The sequence below is a fragment of the Runella aurantiaca genome (genome assembly GCF_003339505.1).
GTDB classification, from domain to species: domain Bacteria; phylum Bacteroidota; class Bacteroidia; order Cytophagales; family Spirosomataceae; genus Runella; species Runella aurantiaca.
Map to the genome: position 1 here is coordinate 47,671 of NZ_QPIW01000011.1, position 20,434 is coordinate 68,104.

A 20,434-nucleotide genomic window follows, 5' to 3' on the forward strand; every position below is an offset into this window, starting at 1 on the left:
AATCTGTGGCGGTCGGTTTAAAACCGACCGCTGCTTTTAAACTATAAATTTACCAAAAACAGATATTACCTTCTCATTATCAAACGTTTCTACTGTAGCTCAATCAGAAAAATACAAGCAGAACTTCAAACATTCCTCACTCCAATCTTTTCTCATACTTATCAAAAATCAAATCAAAGCGGTCATTGAGGATGTCGGCTAAGTGGCGATGGTATTCGGGAAAATCGGGCAGGTTATTGTGCCCACCGCCGTAGATGGGAATCAGGCGCGACGATTGCGGCACCAGATTGGCGAGGCGTACGCTCGACCGAAATGGAATCAGCACATCTTTGGTACCATGAATAATGTAGATAGGGCACTTGACGTATTTGATCCAAACATCGGTCCGAATGGAAAATTTGAGGATGTAAGAAACGGGCAAAAAAGGCAGAAAACGCGTGGTCAAACGCGTAAAACTGTAATACGGTGCATCCAGAATCAGCATTTTGGGGTGGTTAACCGAGGCAAGTTTGGTTGCAAAGCCCGAGCCTAACGAACGCCCGTAAATGATAATTTTTTCTTCAACATAGCCATATTTGGAGCGCATTTTATTGTAGATGTACTGGGCGTCGTTTTTGATACCATCCTCAGTTTGTTTGCCTACGCTTTTTCCAAAACCACGGTAATCAATCATCAATACATCGTAGCCGTGCTGCGTAAAATCCTTGGCGTATTTGGACCAGCCTTTGATGCTGCGCGTATTGCCGTGAAAGTAGATCAACAAACCGCGCGAGGCTTCTTCCTGATAAAACCGCAGTGCATTGATGCGAACGTTGGGTTCGGGGTCAAAAAAAAGCTCTTCAAACAAATCCTCGTACTTGTATTCAAAATCCTGTGGGAGTTTCTCGGGTTTGAAGATAAATTTGCCCTGAATCAAATACGCAACAATGCACAGGACGACATAAATCCCCCCAATCCAAATCAAGCGTTCGGTGGTAAAAAACTCAAGCATCGGTTTTAACCTATTTTTTCTACGAAAATAGCAATAAAGACGTGGGAAGCGAGAGTAGGCAATGAGAATTTTCATTGCCCCTACTTTTATTTCTTTGCTCCTTAGCGACTTTGCGTGATTGAAAAGCGCTTACTGCTTACCTTTGCCGTGATTTTAAGTAAAATCAGCCATTTTTCGCTTTTTTGCATATTAACTTACCATAACTTATTTACCTGTGAAATACCTTTTAGGCTACGACGTAGGCAGCTCGTCCGTAAAAGTTGCTTTGTTGGATATAGAAACGGGCAAAGCCCTCGCCACGGGCACCTCGCCCGACCAGGAAATGGGAATGATTGCCCACGAAGCGGGTTGGGCCGAGCAGCACCCCGACAGTTGGTGGCAGGAAGCCGTCGATGCCACGCATAAGTTAAAAGCCAAATATCCCTTTGACCCCGCGCTGGTAGCGGGCATTGGTATTTCGTACCAAATGCACGGCTTGGTGGTAGTGGATAAAGACTTACGCCCCCTGCGCCCCTCTATCATCTGGTGCGATAGCCGCGCTGTTGAAATCGGCAATCATGCTTTTGATGACTTAGGCAATGACTATAGTTTACAGCATTTGCTCAATTCACCGGGCAATTTTACGGCGTCAAAGCTCAAATGGGTAAAAGACAAAGAACCACAAATCTTTGAGCAAATTCGCTATTTCATGCTCCCTGGCGATTACCTCGCTATGCGCATGTCGGGCACGCCGCAAACCACCGTTTCGGGGCTTTCCGAAGGGATTTTCTGGGATTTTGCCGAGCAAAAAGTCTCCCAAAAACTCCTCGACTTATACGGGTTTGATTCGTCATTGATACCTGAGATAGTGGATACTTTCTCTCCCCAAAGTCAGCTTTCGGCTTCGGCAGCAGCGGAACTAGGCCTCAAAGTAGGAATCCCCATCGCCTACCGCGCTGGCGACCAGCCCAACAATGCGTTTTCACTCAACGTGCTGAATCCGGGCGAAGTAGCTACTACGGCGGGGACTTCGGGCGTGGTGTACGGCATCAACGCTCAGGCTACCTCCGACCCACTCTCACGCGTGAATACCTTTGCGCACGTCAACAGCACCCCCGAAGAGCAGCGCAACGGCGTATTGTTGTGCGTCAACGGAACGGGAATTCTGAACAGTTGGGTACGTCGTTTTGCAGGCGGCATTTCGTACGATGAAATGAACCAACAGGCCGCGCAAACGCCCGTCGGTGCCGAAGGACTCACGTTTTTGCCTTTTGGCAACGGAGCCGAGCGCGTGCTCGAAAACCGTTTGTTGGGTGGTCAGTTGCAGGGAATCAACTTTAATACCCACACGCCCGCGCACGTGTTCAGAGCGGCGCAGGAAGGTATTGTATTTGCGCTTCAGTATGGTTTACAGGTAATGAAAGAAATGGGGGTCCAAACGCATACCGTACGCGCTGGTCACGCCAATTTGTTCCTGAGTCCATTGTTCCGCGAAGCCTTTGCCAACACCACGGGCGCTACCATTGAGTTATACGATACTGACGGAGCGCAGGGAGCCGCCCGGGCGGCGGGTATTGGTACGGGTGTGTTTGATTTCAAATCAGCTTTCAACGGTCTGACGCAAATCGCCACGGTGGAGCCGTTGGCCGATTTACAAGAAAAATACGCCAACACCTACGCCGTTTGGGAAGAAGCATTGAAAAAAATATAACATTTCGCCCCTTTGTCAAAGCGCTGTACTTTGACAAAGGGGGATTTATCCCTAACTTGCAGCGTTATTTCTTAGGCAATCACTCACAAAAACAACGTTTTCACATGGAAGCGCATCAAGAACAGGAAGTTCACTGGGGTTGGCTACTGGCCTACTTTTTGGTTATTATCGTTTTGTTGTTCGTATTTGGCGATGTATTCGTTGCCCTTCTCGGCACCCTCATTCAGGGAATTATTTTTGCAGGATACCACAACGAGTTACATAAAGAAATCTAGCTCACCTTTGAGTAAAAAAATACAAAGCCGACGAGTGTCGGCTTTTTTTGTGGTATTTTGGACAACAACCTTTTATTGATACCATAACAAACCGAGGCAGATTTACGTTTTTCTACAAAACCAATCCAAACTTACCTACCCATGAAGAAAGTCCGCATTTCTCTTTTTTTGCTGTTTTTGTCGATGCAGGCACTGGCGGGTACCAATCCCGATGCCTGCCTGGGTACTTGGCTTACTGGCTCCAAAAAAGGCCATGTTCAAATCTATAAACAGGGTGATAAATATTTTGGAAAAATTGTATGGCTCAAAGAACCCAACGACCCCGCCACTGGCAAACCCCGAACCGACGCCAAAAACCCAGATGTGCATAAAAAAAGTCGGCATTTACTAGGCTTGGTCAACCTGAGTAATTTTAAATATGAAGGCAATAATACCTGGGAAGAAGGCAAAATCTACGACCCCGAAACTGGCAAAGAATACAGTTGTAAAATCAAACTCACCAATGCCAATCAACTGGATGTACGCGGCTTTATTGGCGTGTCGCTCATTGGCCGCACCGACAGTTGGGTGAGAGTAAAATAAACGGCTCGGCTCATCAAAACCCACTACATAAATCACATTAAATGAATACGCTCTTTCCTATTTTTCTAAAACTCGAACAACTTCAAGTACTCATCGTGGGAGGCGGCTACGTCGGATTGGAAAAACTTACGGCGGTATTGGCCAATGCTCCCCAAACCGACGTAATGCTCGTTGCTCCCGAAATAAGGGCTGAAATCCACGAATTAGCGCAGCAGCATCCCCATGTTAAGCTCGTGGTTGATGTATACAAACCCTCTTTTTTAGAGGAAAAAGATTTAGTGATTGTGGGTACCAACGATAAGAGCGTCAATCGGCAGATACAGGAAGATTGCAAAGCCAAACGCCTACTCATAAACGTAGCCGACACCCCCGACCTTTGCGATTTTTATTTAAGCTCAGTCGTCAAAAAAGGAGATTTAAAAATTGCGATTTCGACCAATGGCAAGTCGCCGACTTTTGCCAAACGATTCCGTGAAGTATTGGAAGAAATCCTGCCCGATACTTTGCAGGAGACATTGGATAATTTACAGCAAATCAGAAATAAGCTGAAAGGAGATTTTCAGGAAAAAATGGATAAGCTGAATGAAATCACAAAAGTAATGAAGTAGGGTAAAGCAGGGAGCGATGCCGTTTTTAAGACTTAAAACAAATTGAAATTGAAAGGCTTATCTCTCAGAATTAAGAAGTAAATCAGGCCCGCCAATACGATATAGCTAACGATAAGCCATTTCTTCTTTTGTTCAAACTCACGGTGATGATGATAGTAATCATAATACATCGAAGCCGATAAGCCAAACACCATCAGCATCACGCACATGATGGCACAATGGGTGCGATACATAATAAATTGATGCAGAAAAGGCGCCCCCATCAAAATATAAAGCAACCACGTCCCGAACCCCATTCGGTATAAATAAACGCTCAAACGGCGATCATTTTTAAGATCAAAGAGTTTATCATTCATCTGAGTAGGAGGCTGGTTTTCAGTAAAATTAGTTAGTTTTGTACTAAAAGTCAAATTCTTCCAACCCTTATACGTTTTATGTCCCTGAAAGTGTTGATTATTCGTTTTTCTTCCATCGGTGACATTGTTTTGACCACCCCAGTTGTTCGTTGCCTCAAAACACAGCGCCCCGATGTGGAAATTCATTATTTGACCAAGGCTTCGTACAAATACTTGCTCACCGACAACCCTTACATCGACCAGTTACACCTGTTGGAAGGAAGCATTTGGGGCATTGCCAAGCAGCTTCGGAAGGAGAAATTTGACCTCGTCATTGACCTTCACCAAAACCTCCGAACCCTTCAAATCAAAGCCGCACTTGGCGTGCAAGCGATTAGTTTTAACAAGCTGAATTGGGAAAAGTGGTTGTATGTCAACTGGAAAATAAACGCTTTACCCAACGTTCATATTGTAGACCGTTACCTCAACACACTGCAAACATTGGGAGTGGTCAACGATGACCGAGGGTTGGATTATTTCATTCCTTACCGCGATATTATCGAGCCTGATTGGTTACCAGAAAGTCACCAAAAGGGGTTTGTGGCCTACGCTATCGGCGGGCAGCACGAGACCAAAAAACTCCCCCTCAACCGCATGATTGAGCTGTGCGAAAAAATCAACTTCCCCGTCGTTCTTTTGGGCGGAAAAGAGGATGCCGCCAACGGTGATATGATTGAGAAGGCCATCGGTAAGCATTTTATCTACAACGCCTGCGGTAAGTGTAATTTCAACCAATCGGCTTCCCTGATTCAGCAATCCAAGCTGGTATTTAGTCACGATACAGGCCTGATGCACGTGGCGGCGGCTTTCAAAAAGAAAATCTATTCGATTTGGGGCAATACCGTTCCTGAGTTTGGTATGTATCCGTATCAAACGCAGTTTGTAATGCTAGAGAATCGCCAGCTTACCTGCCGTCCGTGCTCCAAAATCGGCCACAAACGCTGCCCGAAGGGTCATTTCAAGTGCATGAACGAACTATCGTTTTCATTTGAAATCAAGGAGTTAAAACGACAAAGCTGGCAGTAGAGCGGAAGTAACAGATAAACAGAAGAAAGTAACAGATAAACAGAAGAACAGAAAAATGTAAAATGTAAAAGTTTAGGGTTTAAAATACAGCTTGTTACAAACCACACGCCTTTTTCATTTTCGCGGTTTTACATTTTCAGTTTTGCGGTTTTACATTTTTCAGTTTCACGGTTTTACATTTCACGGTTTCGCGGTTCTACATTTCTCAGTTTCCCGATTTAACCTTTCGGTTCTACATTTTTCAGTTTCGCGGTTCTACATTTCGCGGTTCTACATTTTTCAGTTTCGCGGTTCTACATTTCGCGGTTTTGCATTTTTCAGTTTCTCAGTTCTACATTTTTCGGTTTCCCGATTTAACCTTTCGGTTTTACATTTTTCAGTTTCGCGGTTCTACATTCCTCGGTTTTCTGGTTTCTCTGCTAAATAATCACAGCAACCCTTCCACCAATTTTACAACGGCTCCCAATCCCTGCGCATCCACGGCACTGAAATCATCTAATTGGTCACTGTCAACATCCAACACCATTGCCACGCTCCCGTCAGGGGCAAAAACGGGCAATACAATCTCCGATTTGGACGCCGAACTGCACGCAATATGCCCAGGAAATTGTTCCACGTCGGGTACAACAATGGTTTGTTTACGGGTGTAACACGCCCCGCACACGCCTTTATCAAAATGAATACGCGTACAGGCAATCGGTCCCTGAAAAGGCCCTAGCACCAATTGTTGGTCTTTTTTGAGGTAAAATCCGACCCAGAAAAAGCCGAACGCCTCGCGCAGTGCCGCCGAAATATTGGCCAAATTGGCAATTAAATCGTTTTCACCTTCAATAAGCGCCGCAATCTGCGGCACCAGACTCTCATACAGCGCAGCGCGGTCGGTGGTAGTGGGAAGATATAAGGTTTCGGCCATGATTTTTTAATGGTTGATGAGGCTAACTACTTTCTGAACTTTAAACTTATTCCACTGATATTTTTAGATTTGCATTCTTTCGTACCTTGATACTCATCGAATGTTCAGCCATACTGTATCCACTTTTATTCTCAAACACCGTCTTGGTCTCTTGGTCGCCTATATCGGCCTGACGGTCTTTATGGGGTATCAAGCCACCAAAGTTCGCTTTTCTTACGAATTACCCCAAATTTTATCCGAAACCAACCCTGATTTTCAATTGTACGAATCGTTTAAAGCACGATACGGAGAAAATGACAATCTGTTGGTAGTCGGTGTGGCTACTGACCAACTGTTTACGTTACCTATTTTCAGGGATTGGTACGAACTGAATCATAAAATCAAAAAGATTAGCGGAGTCAAAGACGTTATTTCTAGTGCCAATCTAGTGGAAATTGTTCGCAATGACAGCCTTAAACAATTTGATTTCAGGCAAATCATCCCCAACAAACCCAATAGCCAGACCGAAGTAGATTCGATTAAAGCCAAAATCAGCCGTTTACCTTTTTACCAAGGATTTATCGTCAGCGAGGATGGCAAAGCGTATTTGATGGCAATTACGTTTACACAAGACGCTCTCAATCACCCAAGCAGAAACACATCTATCGACCAAATCAAGCAGGAAGCACTGGCTTTTGAAAACCTCCACGGTCTCAAAGTACATTTATCGGGCCTGCCCTACATCCGTACCGAATACGTCGCTAAGGTGCGTCAGGAAATCGTACTTTTTAGCATTTTATCCGTCATAGTCACGGGGCTTATTCTGCTTTTTTTCCGTTCGTGGGTGGTGGTGCTTATTTCGTGGGGGGTAGCCGTGGTCGGGGCGGTGTGGAGTGTGGGGTTTATGGGCCTCTTGGGGCACGAAATCACCCAACTCACCAGTCTCCTACCCTCTCTGATGGTGGTGATTGGCGTAGCTAATACCTTCTTTTGGACCAATAAATACTACGAAGAATTAGCCCGACTGGGCAATCAACGCCAAGCTCTAAAAAGTACGGCCGGCAGAATCGGAGAAATCATTTTTTGGACCAATCTGATGACCGCCATTGGGTTTGGTGTCTTTTCCGTAACGGGCAGTAAGTTCTTGGCGGAATTCGGCCAGATTGCGGCTTTGAGTCTGCTTTGCACCTACATTATTGGGCTGGCGCTTCTTCCCATTCTTTACAGTTATTTGTCCCTCCCCCCCGAAAAACACCCTCGACACCTAGAAAACAAACATATCAGCTTCTTTCTGAAAAAAATTGATGGATGGGTACACCATCGCTCCCCCGTTATTTATGGTTCATTGGCGGCGTTGCTTATCGTGGCCTTGGTGGGGCTCACCCGAATCAAAAACACGGGCTTTATGGCAGATAATCTCCCTCAAAACGGCCCACTTCTGAATGATTTAGATTTTTTCAAAAGATATTTTAAAGGAGTAATGGCGTTTGAAATAAACATTGACACTGGCCGCCCAGGACGCGCTTTGACGCCTCAAACGTTGACAAAAATTAATCTTTTGCAGAAAGAATTTGCTCAGTATCCCGAGTTTAGCAAACCGCTTTCGGTAGTTGAAGCCACCAAATTCATTTACCAAGGCTACCGAGACGGCGACCCTAAGTATTTTGTATTGCCTGATGCGCTCGAACTCAGTAAATTGGCCGAATACGCTGGCAATTTCAAAAGCAACGATAATCGTATAAGTAGTTTTATGGACAGCACGCGGCGATATACCCGAGTCAGTTTTCAAATCGACGACATTGGCACCCATCGGATTGCCGCATTGCATGCACTTCTCCAACCCAAAATTGATAGTTTGTTCAATATAGATACCAACACTGGCAAACAAGTTGAGAAGGAGGAACGATACGAAGCCAAAATTACGGGACGTGGTGTGGTATTTAGCAAAGGCAATGATTGTTTGTTACAAAACTCAGTCGAAAGTACCTTGTTAGTTATCGTTTTGATTGCAATATTAATGGTGGTAGCTTTCGGTCATTGGCGCCTGATTTTGATTGCCCTAGTTCCGAGCTGCCTTCCTTTGGTTATGACGGCAGGAATCATGGGTTTTGGAGAAATACCTCTAAACGCTACCACCACGATTGTTTTCAGCATTGCTTTGGGGCTTTCTTCTATGAGCGTCATCCATTTTTTGACCCAATACCAAGACGAATTTCGTAACAATAAAAAGAGTGTAAGCGAAGCCGTTTCTGCAACAATTCAGTTTGCGGGAATAAGTATGTTTTACAATGCCATCATACTGTTTGCAGGATTTGTTATTTTTACGGCTTCAAGCTTCAAAGGGACCGTTGCGTTGGGAATTTTGGTCGCCATTACGTTGTTAATGGGAATGTTGTCCAATTTAATCCTGCTGCCAACGTTTTTACTTTGGATGAATAAAAAGTTAGTTAATAGCTAAATAGTAAAAAAACACCAATGGTTAGCTTTAACAGGTAATCTCCCTAAAACAATGAAAATACTTTTTAACATACTCCTCATTTTTATCTTCTTTGTAGCCTTTGTTCCTCCCTTCCGGCGCTTCATGTTTTGGTTGTTGGTGGGACGTCAATTGGTAAAAGAACAGAAAAAGGCAAACCAACCCTCCCAACGCCGCGAAGGCGAAATCAGGGTAGAACCAAAACCCACTAGCTCCGACCAATCGCGGTTTCGGGGCGGCGAATACGTTGATTACGAAGAAGTAAAAGATTAAGTGTTGGTCGTTGTTCTACAGATAAGTCTTTCTCACCTCTGTAAACCATCGACTTTTGACCAGTAATAAACATGTGGGATTGGTTTTCTGTCGAATGGTTTTCACTCGCTAAATTACGTGCTTTCAGCTGGGCACATCCTTACTTTTTGTACGGAATATTGGTGATTCCCATCGCTTTTTGGCTGCGACAAGCGTTTCATGCAGGTGCTTTTCAACGGTTAGGAATTACGTTTGTGAATACCGACCCTCCAAAAAGTTTCTCGGTGTGGCTGCGGTTACTCTTTCCTATTTCGGGCTTTTTGGGGTTAAGTTGTCTTTTGTTGGCGCTGGCTCGCCCGCAGTCTATCAACACCCTCACCGAGCGCGACGCCGAAGTTATTGACATCATGCTGGCTTTGGATATTTCTGAATCCATGCGCGATAAAGACCTGCCTCCTAGTCGATTGGCTTCTGCCAAATCGGTTGCCAAATCATTTATTGGCGGACGCTTACAAGACCGTATCGGTATTGTTTTATTTGCGGGAGAGGCCTTCACTCTTTGTCCCTTAACCAACGATTACGAATTACTATACAGTTTTTTGGACGAGGTCAGTCATGACCAAATTACCATTGCAGGAACCGCCGTTGGTAGCGCCTTAGCGGTATGTATCAACCGATTGCGTGAAAGTGCCTCTAAATCAAAAGTGGTTGTTTTATTAAGTGACGGCGAAAGTACCGCGGGCAATTTGGACCCCATCACGGCTGCCAAACTGTCCAAAGCCTACGGCGTACGTGTCTATACCATCGCCATCGGCCGCACTGTGCCCAAGCCCCTTGTAAGCAATTCGCAGCGCAACTCAGACTCTCTCGCCCTTACAACCCCACAAACCGCCCCCGACGAAGGTACATTACAGCAAATTGCGAAAGCCACCAATGGCCAATTTTACCGCGCTACCGACAATACCACGCTTAAAAACATATTCTCCCAAATAGATAATTTGGAACGCGTCAAAGTCAAAAATCGGCGTTATCAAGAAGTCAAAGACTTCTATCGCGTGTATCTCGACTGGGCCTTAGCTTTTTTTCTATTGATGATGTTTTTGAAAGTTGTCTTTATTGCTAACGTGTTAGAAGACTAGCCACTGTGGTGTATTGACTACTTACGCGGGCAATAGGATCTCCAGCCCCATCGGGATCATTGATAGCCGAGCCAAAAGTAGGCACCGCATTGCCACGAATCAATAAAAGTCCTGCCACGTGCGGGGCCGCCATCGAAGTACCCGACAAAATCGCATAACGCCCGTTGGCATAAGTAGAGAGGATTCTGACGCCATAGGCGGCTACGTCAACCACGTCGTTTCCGTAATTGGAAAAGCTGGCAAAACGGCCCGTACTATCGACGGCCGACACCGTAAATACATTAGCATGATTGAGTCTGCCTGGCGAAAAGCCATTGGCTAACTTTTTGTCATTACCTGCGGCAATCGCAAACAAAATTCCTTTGTCGGCCGCTGCCTGCACTTGGCGGTCCAACGTGCTTGAAATTCCATCTAATCCCAAACTCATATTCACCACATCGCCTGCTTTGCCATTTTGACTCACGTGCGCTACCGCCGCCACCACACTCGAAAGACGTCCTTCGCCCAGTTGGTCAAGGGCTTTAAGCGCCACTAATTTGACCCCAGAAGCTACGCCCACAGTACCGATGGTATTATTGAGCGCCCCGATAATTCCGGCCACGTGGGTTCCATGACCATTATTATCATCTGCCGAGGTTTGCCCAGTAATAAACGATTGGCTGCGTTGGGTATCGACGTTCAAATCAGGGTGATCGAGGTCAACGCCCGTGTCGATAATCCAAACGGTTTTTTCTGCAAAATTTTGACCATTCCCGTACCCCGTTTTCCGAGTACTCCACGTCACCGAAGCAGGCGCGACTACGTCTACGCAGCCACACACACTTACTATCCGGTCGGGTTCAATCACTTCAATGGATGGGTCTGTTTGGAGCGTATTTACCTCTCCCTTAGAAAGCTTTGCCACAAAACCACGCGTTTTTCCCGCAAAAGCAGTTCGAATGGCTCCAGAAGACAGATGATGTTTGCTCAGAAGTTGTTCCGAAAATGCCGCAATACGCGCATTGGTGGCGGTCGGGCTTAGCGCCGACGTTTCTGCATTTTCTTTTAAAGTCACAATATACTCTCCTTCAATTACTTCGCCACTATGAGCGGAGGCCGCCACCAAACAATCGGCAGCGGGTTCAAGTGCATTTTCGCTTTCGCAAGCGGCTATCCATACCAATCCTAAGATAAAAGATACCTTTTTCATTTGCAGTCAGTTGATTTTGAGAAAAAGGTAGAAGGTAGGTCATGGAGGAGATGAGCGTTAAATTCGATACATTTAACGAGGGCAAGCAGGGCGAAATTGTTTTGATAAAAATAAAATTGTCAGCATACAGCCGCTACTTTGCAACTGCACACTGACAATCTGAATCCAAAAACCGACGAGCTTATTTTTTAGCTTTTGCGGCTTCTTTCTCTTTGTATTCTTTGTTAAGGCCTTCAACCATCTTTTTGGTCACATCCAGGTTGGCATCGGCAAAAAGGATTCCGCCGCCTTTGCTGTAGCCAAGCACAAATTCATAGCCGTTTTCTTTGTTATAATTCTTAATGTATTCGAAGATATTACCGTAAAATTCTTCGGTTTTTTTGATACGCTCTTCGTCGAGTTTACGCAATTGATCGTCGCGGTATTTGGTAATATCCTGCTCTTCTTTGGCCAATTGTGACTGAGCCGCCTGCGCCTGGTCTTGCGACAACGCCCCCTGCTGAGCACGCTGCTGGAAGAAGGCCACTTTGTTTTGGAACGAACGCCCTTTGTTGGCTAAATCGTTTTCTAACTGAAACCCTTTGCTTTCAAACTCTTTTTGAAAGTCTTTGTAATATTCATAGTTTTTGAGGAGGCTATCGGCCTGTACGTATACAATTTTTTTGCCTTTCGATGCTTCCGAAATGCTTCCGCCTGCACTGTCAGATGAATGGTGTGAGAAGTGCTGATATCCTAAAAAAGCCACCGCCACAGTCAAAACCGCATTCCAAATAAGTAGTCCGTTTTTCACAATAAAAATGTTTTAAATTTTGATAAAAGTTAATTATTAATGGTAAAGAGTCAATTATTATACGTAAAGAACTGATAACCAAATTCATACTGATAGATTATCGGATAACGATTGACGTTAACGATTGTGCGGGCAAAGTTAGAAATAATACTGTACCTTTAAAAAAAAAGTCGCTTACTTGTCTGGTTAACCAAACAAGTAAGCGACTTCCTTTCAATACCTCTCAACTGTGTTTTTTTACTGTTTCCACCGAAGTGCATTGATGTTTTGACCAATCTTCCGGCCTTCTTTTAGGCCCGTATCATTGTCCTGAAAAGTATGGATTCCGCCCAAAAATCGCGAATAAGCCGATTCTTCGGCTGCTGCCCAGAGTGATTGAAACGAACGAGGCTTAAAATCTACGTTGCGCTTAACATCACGCACCCGATTGACGTGAGAATCGTCAACAAAAGCGAGCTCTGTGCCAAAGATCGCCTCCAGCGCCACGGCCGAAGCCGAAGACTGAGTAGAATGACCCGAAGAATATCCAGGGAAAGGAGGCGCGGGCCAAAAAGGAATCCATTTGGGGTCAATGGCCCGACGGACAAAAGTATAAGGACGCTCGTTGTTAAAATAGAATTTACATTTCCAGCAGAGCGTAAAGGCATCAGCAACGGCTATTCCCGTACGTGCCAAGGCCTCGGCAGCTTTGTCTAGTTTGACATTACTGTTTTTTATAGCTATCCGAGCAATATTATAGGAATGACCTGGAGGAGTAAAGGTCTCACTCGGATCATCGGCCCACCACACGGCGATTTCTTTTTCGAGCTGCGTTAAGGCAATGTTCTTCTTATAAACGTCGTAGTATTGTTGAAAATAGGGGGAATTTACCTGCGTTGATACCGTCAAAGGCAACGGCATAGGCATCGAAGAATTTACCGCCAAAAAGGTGCGATTTTTGCCCCAATAGGGTTGCATCGGAATCGTTCTGCCGTTTTCAGTGGGTTGCCAAGAGCCGGGGGCAGTCAGGGCTTTATAATCGGCGGGAAAGTTCCGACTAAAACTTTCATGACCACCGTCTGATTTGGACCATTCAAAAATCGCTTTGGCCACTTCATTGCCAAAAGCTTCGGAGCGCTCAATGACTTCTTGGTTACTTTCCGCCAAAAAACCTGTTCTTAGAGTTACTGCCAAAGAATCTGCCATCTTTTTTGCTGCTTCTGGAGCATTGGACCAGAGGTTTTTAGCCATAAAAAGCTGCGCTGCATTGGCACTTGCCGCCCAGTGATATTCTTTTCCAGTCTCTGGTAGTGGAAGCGTCTTCAGGCCATTTAGTTGCCCAGCAAGGGAACGATTAGACTTAATACCGGGCACTACAGATTCATACAGCGCTAAGCCCGCGTATCCCAACGCCCTCGAAGCAACTGGAGGGGTAAAACCAGGGCTTTGACGAATTAATTTCAGGCTCATTTCTGACCATTTGAGGGCTACATCCGGGCTATAGGTCTGAGTTTCTTTTGAATTATCAGCAGGATTTGTAGGGTCATTCGGTGTTCTACAACTGTATATTGTAAAAGCCAGCAATACCACAACAACGGTATAATAACCTCCCCGATACAGCAGTTGGAATAAAGTTTTTTTCATACTAACTGATCTAAATTAGTTTCTCTAAAAAAGAGACACTTGAAAATACATCAAAAATAATGCCAATTTTAAGACAGCATTTTGCACTGCGCCTGAAGGATTTTTTTAATAAAAAGGGAAGTTTTAGCGAATCATCGGAAACTCTCCCGAAGCATGACGTTGACCCATCGCTACGTAATGAGCCGCACTTTCTAATAAACGAGCCGCCATCGACTCGGGAAGCTGCTTTACTACTTTACCAGGGGTTCCGAGAACCATCGAAAAATCGGGCACTTCCATACCTTCCGTAACCAATGTATGAGCGCCAACAATGCAGAATTTGCCAATTTTGGCGTTGTTAAGAATCGTTGCCCTCATGCCAATGAGCGAGCCGTCGCCAACCATAGCACCGTGCACAATGGCGCCATGGCCCACCGTGACATCATCACCGATGATGGTCGGCGACCCTTCATCGGCGTGTAGCACCGCAGTATCCTGAATATTGGTGCGGTAGCCGACGATGATTTTTTCAACATCGGCCCGAATCACGGCTCCGTACCACACGGAAGCCTGCTCGCCAAGCGACACCTGCCCCATGATCGACGCAGAGGGAGCAATAAAAACGGCTTTGTGGCTGTCCATAAAACGATGAACGTTTATTGGTTAACTTTGAATCGCTTCTTTGATGTCATCAATGATTTTTTTGGCTAGATGATCCGCCGTAGAAGCAGTTTCTGATTCTGAATAAATCCGAATAATAGGCTCAGTATTCGATTTGCGCAGGTGAACCCATTCTTTATTGAATTCAATCTTCACGCCATCAATGGTATTGACGGGATTTTTGGCATATTTTTTGCTGATTTTGTCCAGTACACCGTCTACGTCAATATCAGCGGTCAATTCAATTTTATTTTTTGAAATGTGGTAACTCGGGTAAGTGCGGCGTAAAATAGAAGCTGACTTACCAAACTTGGCCAAATGACTCAAAAACAAGGCAATGCCCACGAGTGAGTCGCGGCCATAATGCAAATCTGGGTAAATAACCCCGCCATTGCCTTCTCCGCCAATGACCGCGTCGTTGGCTTTCATCATTTCGACCACATTTACCTCTCCCACTGCCGAGGCAAAATAAGCCCCTCCTGCTTTCAATGTTATGTCACGCAGCGCGCCAGTAGAAGAAAGATTGGAAACGGTATTTCCCACTTTATTTTTCAACACATAATCGGCAACAGACACCAACGTATATTCTTCGCCAAAGGGTTGACCATCTTCGCAAATGAGCGCTAGTCGATCCACATCGGGGTCTACCACTACGCCCAAATCAAAATCTCCCCGGGTCATTTCACGACTAATTTCGATTAAATTTTCGGGAAGGGGTTCTGGATTATGGGCAAAGTCGCCCGTAGGTTCACAGTTGATAAGTTTAATGTTCCCTTTTTCAATGCCCAACGCCTCCAAAAGCATCGGAACGGCAATCCCCCCCGTAGAGTTGACGGCATCGACGGCAATTTTAAAGTTTTTGGCGACGATGGCCTCTTTATCCACCAACGGCAACGCCAAAATCATTTCGATATGTTTCTGAAAATAGGAGTTATCGACCCGATAAGAACCTAGTTTCCGAACTTCCACAAAATCAAAATCCTCGCTTTCGGCCAATGCAAGCACTTCCGCACCGTCTTGTCCTGAAATAAATTCACCTTTATCATTCAACAGTTTCAGGGCATTCCACTGAATGGGATTATGACTGGCCGTGAGAATAATTCCACCAGCAGCGTGTTCAAGGGTTACCGCAATTTCAACCGTTGGAGTAGTTGAAAGCCCCAAATCAATTACTTCAAAGCCTATTCCCTGCAATGTAGAAGCCACTAGTTTAGCCACCATCTCACCCGAAAGCCTCGCATCACGACCAATGACAATTTTTATATTAGCGGGATTTTTGCGTTTTAGCCATGTTCCAAAAGCTGCTGAAAATTTAACAACATCAATTGGCGTAAGGGAATCCCCCGTTTTCCCCCCAATCGTGCCACGAATACCGGATATAGATTTTATTAATGCCACTTGTTTTTTTAGCTTTTTAACAATATGAAAACCGTTTCAAAAGTAGCAAAATTTAGGCACAATCGACTTAATGTTGTAAAATTGCCCTACTTTTACGATGTATGGCTACTGATGAGATTGATATATTGTACCCGTTCAAATCAGTATATTATTCTATTAGAATGTTATTCACCATTTTTTTTCTCCCCGAAAATCTATTAGTTAGTACTTTATTAACATCTAACTTATAACACAATTATGCGTAAGTGGTTATTCCTCATCATCTTCCTCCTCATTGTAGGCGGCATCTTATATTATATCTCTTTTGGTTCTTTCAGCGAAGGAACAAGGGTAGGCTCGCTGGTTAAGCTCAGCCGTCGCGGGTATATATTCAAAACCCACGAAGGGCAACTGATGGTAGGCGGAATGTCGGACGGTACCGGAACCTTTAATTCTACTACCTGGGATTTTTCGGTGCACGACGGTAACAAACAAGCCATCGAAGCCCTTAATCTTTCCCAAAGAACAGGACAGCGGGTATCGCTCCACTATGAGGAGAAATTTTTTCAACTCCCTTGGAACGGTGATACCAAATACTTTGTGGTCTCGGTTGAATTGATCCCCCTTCAAAATTATCAACGTCCAGTTGTGCCAGTCCCTGCTCCTCAAACGACTCCCGCAGATACAAGCAAAGCACTATAATCGCAGGGCCAAAGCATCATTTCTTTGGCCCTACCCCTTTTAAACATGCGTCTTCATTGGTTCAGTATATTCATATTATTGACGGCCAGTCTGGTGTTGGTTCACTATTTGCCATTTTGGAAAGATGTCGAGTTTGGCGATGAAACTACCTACCTCGGGTCTGGCCTTGCTTTTTCCATTCCGTTTAAAGGCGGTGCCCAATGGGGGCCGCTTTATGCGGCATGGTATGCATTTTGGCATTTTTTTATTCCAGACAGCTTAAATTTATATTATTTTAATTGGGCACTTTTGAGCGTTTTAGCGGGCATGACCGTTTTTCTTTTTGTACGTTCTTTGGGTATATCTTTGGCGGCTGCTACGTGGATTGCGGTATTATTTTTATTTTCTGACCAAAACGTACCCCTCAATCCCAAAATTTCTATTGCTCCTTTCTGCTTAATTTTGGGAGTACTGGCGCTGATTCACCTGCGGTCATGGTCCAATTCTCGTCGTTTTTTGGTCATCAGTTTGGCAGGGTTATTATGCGCGTATTGTCGCCCTGAGTTCTACATATCTTTTTTATTGGCCCTCTTTATCGCCGTTTTTTGGTTATGGAAAGAAAAAGGCATTCTTCAACCTACCCTCATGCGTTGGGCTGGGGTATTCGTTATCCTTGCCGTTGGCCTTCATTTACTCTTTGGGAATCCTCTTTTTACTGGCGACGACAATCGCAGTACGGTAGCGTTTCAACAGCACTTCGTCGTCAATTATTCGGCTTGGATGAATCAGTCTGAGCCAAGTACCATTGAGGCCCAACTGCAACTTTTCCACAAGGTACTCGGCGAAGATGTTCATACCCTAACCGATGCCGTTAAAATGCAGCCTAAATGGGCTCTCAAGCACATCACTACGAATATCATCCACACAATTACCGCCAACCTGACCAATGTGGTCAGTATATTTTACCAAACCTTATTTCGGGGGTGGTATTCTCCATGGCGGATGGGCGTGGCGGCTGGTATTGTCTTGGTATTTTTGTTTTTAATAGACTACAAAACGACGGGACGAAATTTCCGTAAAAAACCAGTTGATGGGTGGGGGCTCGTCGGCCTGATTACGTTGCTTATTCCTACATTAATTGCCACTGTGCTTATTTATCCACGCACCCATTACTTGATTTTTCATTTAGTGCTGGTCTTGTGGCTCATTGCTTTTGTACTGAGTCGTTTATCTTTGCGTAAGGTCAGAATCATGCAACCTTTCTCGGGGGCTTTTCTAGCGCTGTTGGTTTTATCCATTTTTGTAACAATCCGTGTTCCTGAGTATCACCGTAAATCCCCTACTCCGACCGCCGACAATGTCCGGTTTATCACTCAATTAAATCCCAAAAAACGTCTAAGGGTGTTGGAACGGGACTGGTACCGGGTTTTTTTGAAGGATAATTCTGACTGGATACACGTTGAAGAATATACGGACGGTGATTTTGCCAAATTTGTCCGAGACAAAAACATTAATTTTATTTTGATGACCCAAGATATGCAAAGCTATTTTGGAAAAGATGCAGGTTTTGCATCGTTCTTAAACCAATATAAATCAGAGGGTTTTGTTAAATTGCCAACAAATTCGGAAGGCGCTTATTTATTCATCAAACAATCACTTTTATAATGAAGTTTTTCCTGCTACTTGTTGCCTTTTTTACCGTTTCTCCGCTGTTTGCCCAATCGGAATGGGTAAAAGAAAACTACACTAAAGTTGAGTATGACATCGCCATGCGCGACGGCACCAAGCTGCACACCATCGTCTACTCACCCAAGGATGCCTCTGCCTCTAAAACGTACCCGTTTTTAATGCAACGTACCTGTTACAGCGTGGCACCGTATGGTGAAGGCAAATTTCCAGGGCAATTGGGGCCCAATAAATTTTTGATGCAGGATAAGTACATTTTTGTCTATCAGGATGTTCGCGGGCGTTATCTGAGCGAAGGTACTTGGACAAACATGACCCCACAGATTGCCAACAAAACCACCAAAGAACAGGTAGACGAATCTTCTGACACCTATGACACTATCGAATGGCTCATTAAAAATATCCCCAATCACAACGGACGAGTAGGACAATGGGGCATCAGTTATCCTGGGTTTTATACCGTTGCGGGGGCGTTGAGCCAACACCCCGCCCTGAAAGCATCGTCGCCGCAAGCCCCCGTTTCTGATTTCTTTTTCGATGATTTTCACCACAACGGTGCCTTTACACAAGGCTATTTTTTAACATTTCCAGTGTTTGGTATTCAACATCCTAAACCCACTACCGACAATTGGTGGCTCCCGGGATTAATCAATGCCAAAACCAAAGATGGCTACCAGTTTAACCTTGACTTGGGACCACTCAAAAATTTCGATGCTTACTACAAAGACAATTTCTTTTGGCAAGAGCACAAAGACCACCCCAACTACGACGAATTTTGGAAAAAACGCAGCATTATTCCTCACCTTAAAAACGTAAAACACGCGGTGATGACGGTGGGTGGATGGTTTGACGCCGAAGACCTTTACGGGCCTTTGACGGTGTACAAAACCCTCGAACGCAACAATCCTGGCACCTACAACACGCTCGTGATGGGTCCGTTTGGCCACGGTCGCTGGTCGCAAGAAACGGGGCGTACGCTACACAGCAATGTTTACTTCGGCGACAGTGTAGCGACTTTTTACCAACGAGAAATTGAGGCTAAATTCTTTCAACACTTTCTGAAAGGAACCGGCGACGGCAAAACAGGGCTACCCGATGCTTATTTGTTTAACACGGGTAAGAAATCTTGGGAAACGTTTGACAAATGGCCCTCCGCCAATGCCGAAAAGAAAATGTTGTATTTTCATGCCAACGGAAAGCTGTCTTTTGAGGCCCCCAAAACTGCCCGGGCATTCAGCGAGTACATAAGTGACCCGCTCAAACCCGTACCCGATATTGAGGACAATACCCAAACCATGGGCTTTACTCCTTTCAACTATATGTCGGAAGACCAACGTTTTGCGGCCCGCCGTCCCGACGTTTTGGTGTTCCAGACGGAGCCGTTGACCGAGGATATTACTTTGGGTGGAGAAATTATGGCAAAACTGAATTTCAGCACGACGGGCAGTGACGCAGATTTTTTTGTAAAACTGATTGACGTTTATCCTGGAGATGAACCCAATCATGCCTACTTGCCAAACAAAAACATTACCCTGAGTAATTATCACCAGATGGTACGCAGTGAAATCATGCGGGCTCGTTTTCGTAATTCGTTTGAAAAACCAGCACCGCTCATTCCCAATAAAATCACCCCACTAAACTTTCGATTACAAGATGTACTGCACACGTTCAAAAAAGGACACCGTATCCAGATTCAGGTACAAAGCACGGTATTCCCACTTTTTGACCGTAATCCCCAAAAATATGTACCTAATATTTATCTCGCCACCGAGCAAGATTTCATTAAAGCTACCCATCGTGTTTATCACCAGCCAGGTGCTTTAAGCGGTGTAGAAATAGAAATCTTAAAGTAATATCAACCTGTTGAGGTAGAAATGTGGGAAAGAATCTGGAATGCTTTTCTAATTATTAAGACAAAAAATATACCATTTCATTACAAAAAGTGCTCACTAAGTCGATGACAGTGAGCACTTTTTGTATATCTACTTGCAAAAAAGGATAATTTACTCCAATTTTATACATTGTTTAGGCAGTGCAATTACCTTAAGGCCTTATAAGTCTGTTTTTACACCGTCAACACTCACTAATTACCCTACTTTAGATTGAAATTTTTATCTTTTTTT

At 44.7% G+C, this 20,434-nt stretch carries 19 protein-coding genes; 11 read left to right on the forward strand and 8 right to left on the reverse strand.

Annotated features, from left to right (window positions below; genetic code table 11):
- Positions 1 to 136 precede the first annotated feature (136 nt).
- Complete coding sequence (locus DVG78_RS14690; RefSeq protein WP_114461827.1) at positions 137 to 991, reverse strand: alpha/beta hydrolase; 855 nt, start codon at positions 989 to 991, stop codon at positions 137 to 139.
- Between the two features lie 214 nt (positions 992 to 1,205).
- Between DVG78_RS14690 and DVG78_RS14695 the strand changes: the two genes are divergently transcribed.
- The 4 genes from DVG78_RS14695 (at position 1,206) to DVG78_RS14710 (ending at position 4,146) form a co-directional block, all read left to right on the forward strand.
- Positions 1,206 to 2,681 carry a xylulokinase gene (locus DVG78_RS14695; RefSeq protein WP_114461828.1) on the forward strand — a complete coding sequence of 492 codons (1,476 nt, stop codon included), beginning with the start codon at positions 1,206 to 1,208 and terminating at the stop codon, positions 2,679 to 2,681.
- Between the two features lie 104 nt (positions 2,682 to 2,785).
- Positions 2,786 to 2,956 (forward strand): hypothetical protein, encoded by a 171-nt coding sequence (locus DVG78_RS30085; RefSeq protein WP_158550035.1) that lies wholly within the window; start codon positions 2,786 to 2,788, stop codon positions 2,954 to 2,956.
- 141 nt (positions 2,957 to 3,097) lie between these two features.
- Positions 3,098 to 3,538, forward strand: coding sequence for a DUF2147 domain-containing protein (locus tag DVG78_RS14705; protein ID WP_114461830.1), 441 nt, complete (start codon positions 3,098 to 3,100; stop codon positions 3,536 to 3,538).
- Between the two features lie 41 nt (positions 3,539 to 3,579).
- Positions 3,580 to 4,146, forward strand: a complete 567-nt coding sequence (locus DVG78_RS14710; protein WP_114461831.1) for a precorrin-2 dehydrogenase/sirohydrochlorin ferrochelatase family protein — start codon at positions 3,580 to 3,582, stop codon at positions 4,144 to 4,146.
- A gap of 32 nt (positions 4,147 to 4,178) precedes the next feature.
- Here the strand turns inward: DVG78_RS14710 and DVG78_RS14715 are convergent, their stop codons facing one another.
- Complete coding sequence (locus DVG78_RS14715) at positions 4,179 to 4,502, reverse strand: hypothetical protein (protein ID WP_114067660.1); 324 nt, start codon at positions 4,500 to 4,502, stop codon at positions 4,179 to 4,181.
- A gap of 78 nt (positions 4,503 to 4,580) precedes the next feature.
- Between DVG78_RS14715 and DVG78_RS14720 the strand changes: the two genes are divergently transcribed.
- The gene (locus DVG78_RS14720) at positions 4,581 to 5,567 is read left to right on the forward strand and encodes a glycosyltransferase family 9 protein (RefSeq protein WP_114461832.1); all 987 of its coding nucleotides are present in this window, start codon (positions 4,581 to 4,583) and stop codon (positions 5,565 to 5,567) included.
- Between the two features lie 427 nt (positions 5,568 to 5,994).
- On the opposite strand, the gene msrC is transcribed toward DVG78_RS14720, so the two are convergent.
- The gene (msrC, locus tag DVG78_RS14725) at positions 5,995 to 6,480 is read right to left on the reverse strand and encodes a free L-methionine (R)-S-oxide reductase MsrC (RefSeq protein ID WP_114461833.1); all 486 of its coding nucleotides are present in this window, start codon (positions 6,478 to 6,480) and stop codon (positions 5,995 to 5,997) included.
- 100 nt (positions 6,481 to 6,580) lie between these two features.
- On the opposite strand from msrC, the gene DVG78_RS14730 reads away from it, so the two are divergent.
- The 3 genes from DVG78_RS14730 (at position 6,581) to DVG78_RS14740 (ending at position 10,326) form a co-directional block, all read left to right on the forward strand.
- On the forward strand, positions 6,581 to 8,917 hold the full coding sequence (locus tag DVG78_RS14730; RefSeq protein WP_114461834.1) for an efflux RND transporter permease subunit: 2,337 nt from the start codon (positions 6,581 to 6,583) through the stop codon (positions 8,915 to 8,917).
- 51 nt (positions 8,918 to 8,968) lie between these two features.
- A complete protein-coding gene (locus tag DVG78_RS14735) occupies positions 8,969 to 9,208 on the forward strand; it encodes a DUF4834 domain-containing protein (RefSeq protein WP_114067664.1) in 240 nt (79 codons plus the stop codon).
- A 71-nt stretch (positions 9,209 to 9,279) separates the two neighbouring features.
- Complete coding sequence (locus tag DVG78_RS14740; RefSeq protein ID WP_114461835.1) at positions 9,280 to 10,326, forward strand: vWA domain-containing protein; 1,047 nt, start codon at positions 9,280 to 9,282, stop codon at positions 10,324 to 10,326.
- Here the strand turns inward: DVG78_RS14740 and DVG78_RS14745 are convergent.
- From DVG78_RS14745 to glmM, 5 genes are all read right to left on the reverse strand, one after another.
- Positions 10,307 to 11,515, reverse strand: a complete 1,209-nt coding sequence (locus DVG78_RS14745) for a S8 family serine peptidase (RefSeq protein ID WP_114461836.1) — start codon at positions 11,513 to 11,515, stop codon at positions 10,307 to 10,309. The two genes, DVG78_RS14740 and DVG78_RS14745, sit on opposite strands and share 20 nt — an antisense overlap.
- Positions 11,516 to 11,696: 181 nt before the next feature.
- Positions 11,697 to 12,305, reverse strand: coding sequence for an OmpH/Skp family outer membrane protein (locus tag DVG78_RS14750; RefSeq protein WP_114461837.1), 609 nt, complete (start codon positions 12,303 to 12,305; stop codon positions 11,697 to 11,699).
- 237 nt (positions 12,306 to 12,542) lie between these two features.
- Complete coding sequence (locus tag DVG78_RS14755; protein WP_114461838.1) at positions 12,543 to 13,928, reverse strand: vanadium-dependent haloperoxidase; 1,386 nt, start codon at positions 13,926 to 13,928, stop codon at positions 12,543 to 12,545.
- A 123-nt stretch (positions 13,929 to 14,051) separates the two neighbouring features.
- Positions 14,052 to 14,549 carry a gamma carbonic anhydrase family protein gene (locus tag DVG78_RS14760; protein ID WP_114461839.1) on the reverse strand — a complete coding sequence of 166 codons (498 nt, stop codon included), beginning with the start codon at positions 14,547 to 14,549 and terminating at the stop codon, positions 14,052 to 14,054.
- A gap of 21 nt (positions 14,550 to 14,570) precedes the next feature.
- Entirely contained in the window at positions 14,571 to 15,965 is a 1,395-nt protein-coding gene (glmM, locus tag DVG78_RS14765; RefSeq protein ID WP_114461840.1) for a phosphoglucosamine mutase, read from the reverse strand.
- A gap of 237 nt (positions 15,966 to 16,202) precedes the next feature.
- Here glmM and DVG78_RS14770 point away from each other — a divergent pair, with 237 nt between their 5' ends.
- The 3 genes from DVG78_RS14770 to DVG78_RS14780 are packed head-to-tail and all read left to right on the forward strand — an operon-like array spanning position 16,203 to position 20,164.
- Entirely contained in the window at positions 16,203 to 16,646 is a 444-nt protein-coding gene (locus DVG78_RS14770) for a DUF8785 domain-containing protein (protein WP_114461841.1), read from the forward strand.
- 45 nt (positions 16,647 to 16,691) lie between these two features.
- Positions 16,692 to 18,290: a hypothetical protein gene (locus DVG78_RS14775; RefSeq protein WP_114461842.1), complete on the forward strand. Its 1,599-nt coding sequence runs from the start codon at positions 16,692 to 16,694 to the stop codon at positions 18,288 to 18,290.
- On the forward strand, positions 18,290 to 20,164 hold the full coding sequence (locus tag DVG78_RS14780; protein WP_114461843.1) for a CocE/NonD family hydrolase: 1,875 nt from the start codon (positions 18,290 to 18,292) through the stop codon (positions 20,162 to 20,164). Before DVG78_RS14775 ends, DVG78_RS14780 begins: the two co-directional genes overlap by 1 nt.
- Positions 20,165 to 20,434 lie beyond the last annotated feature (270 nt).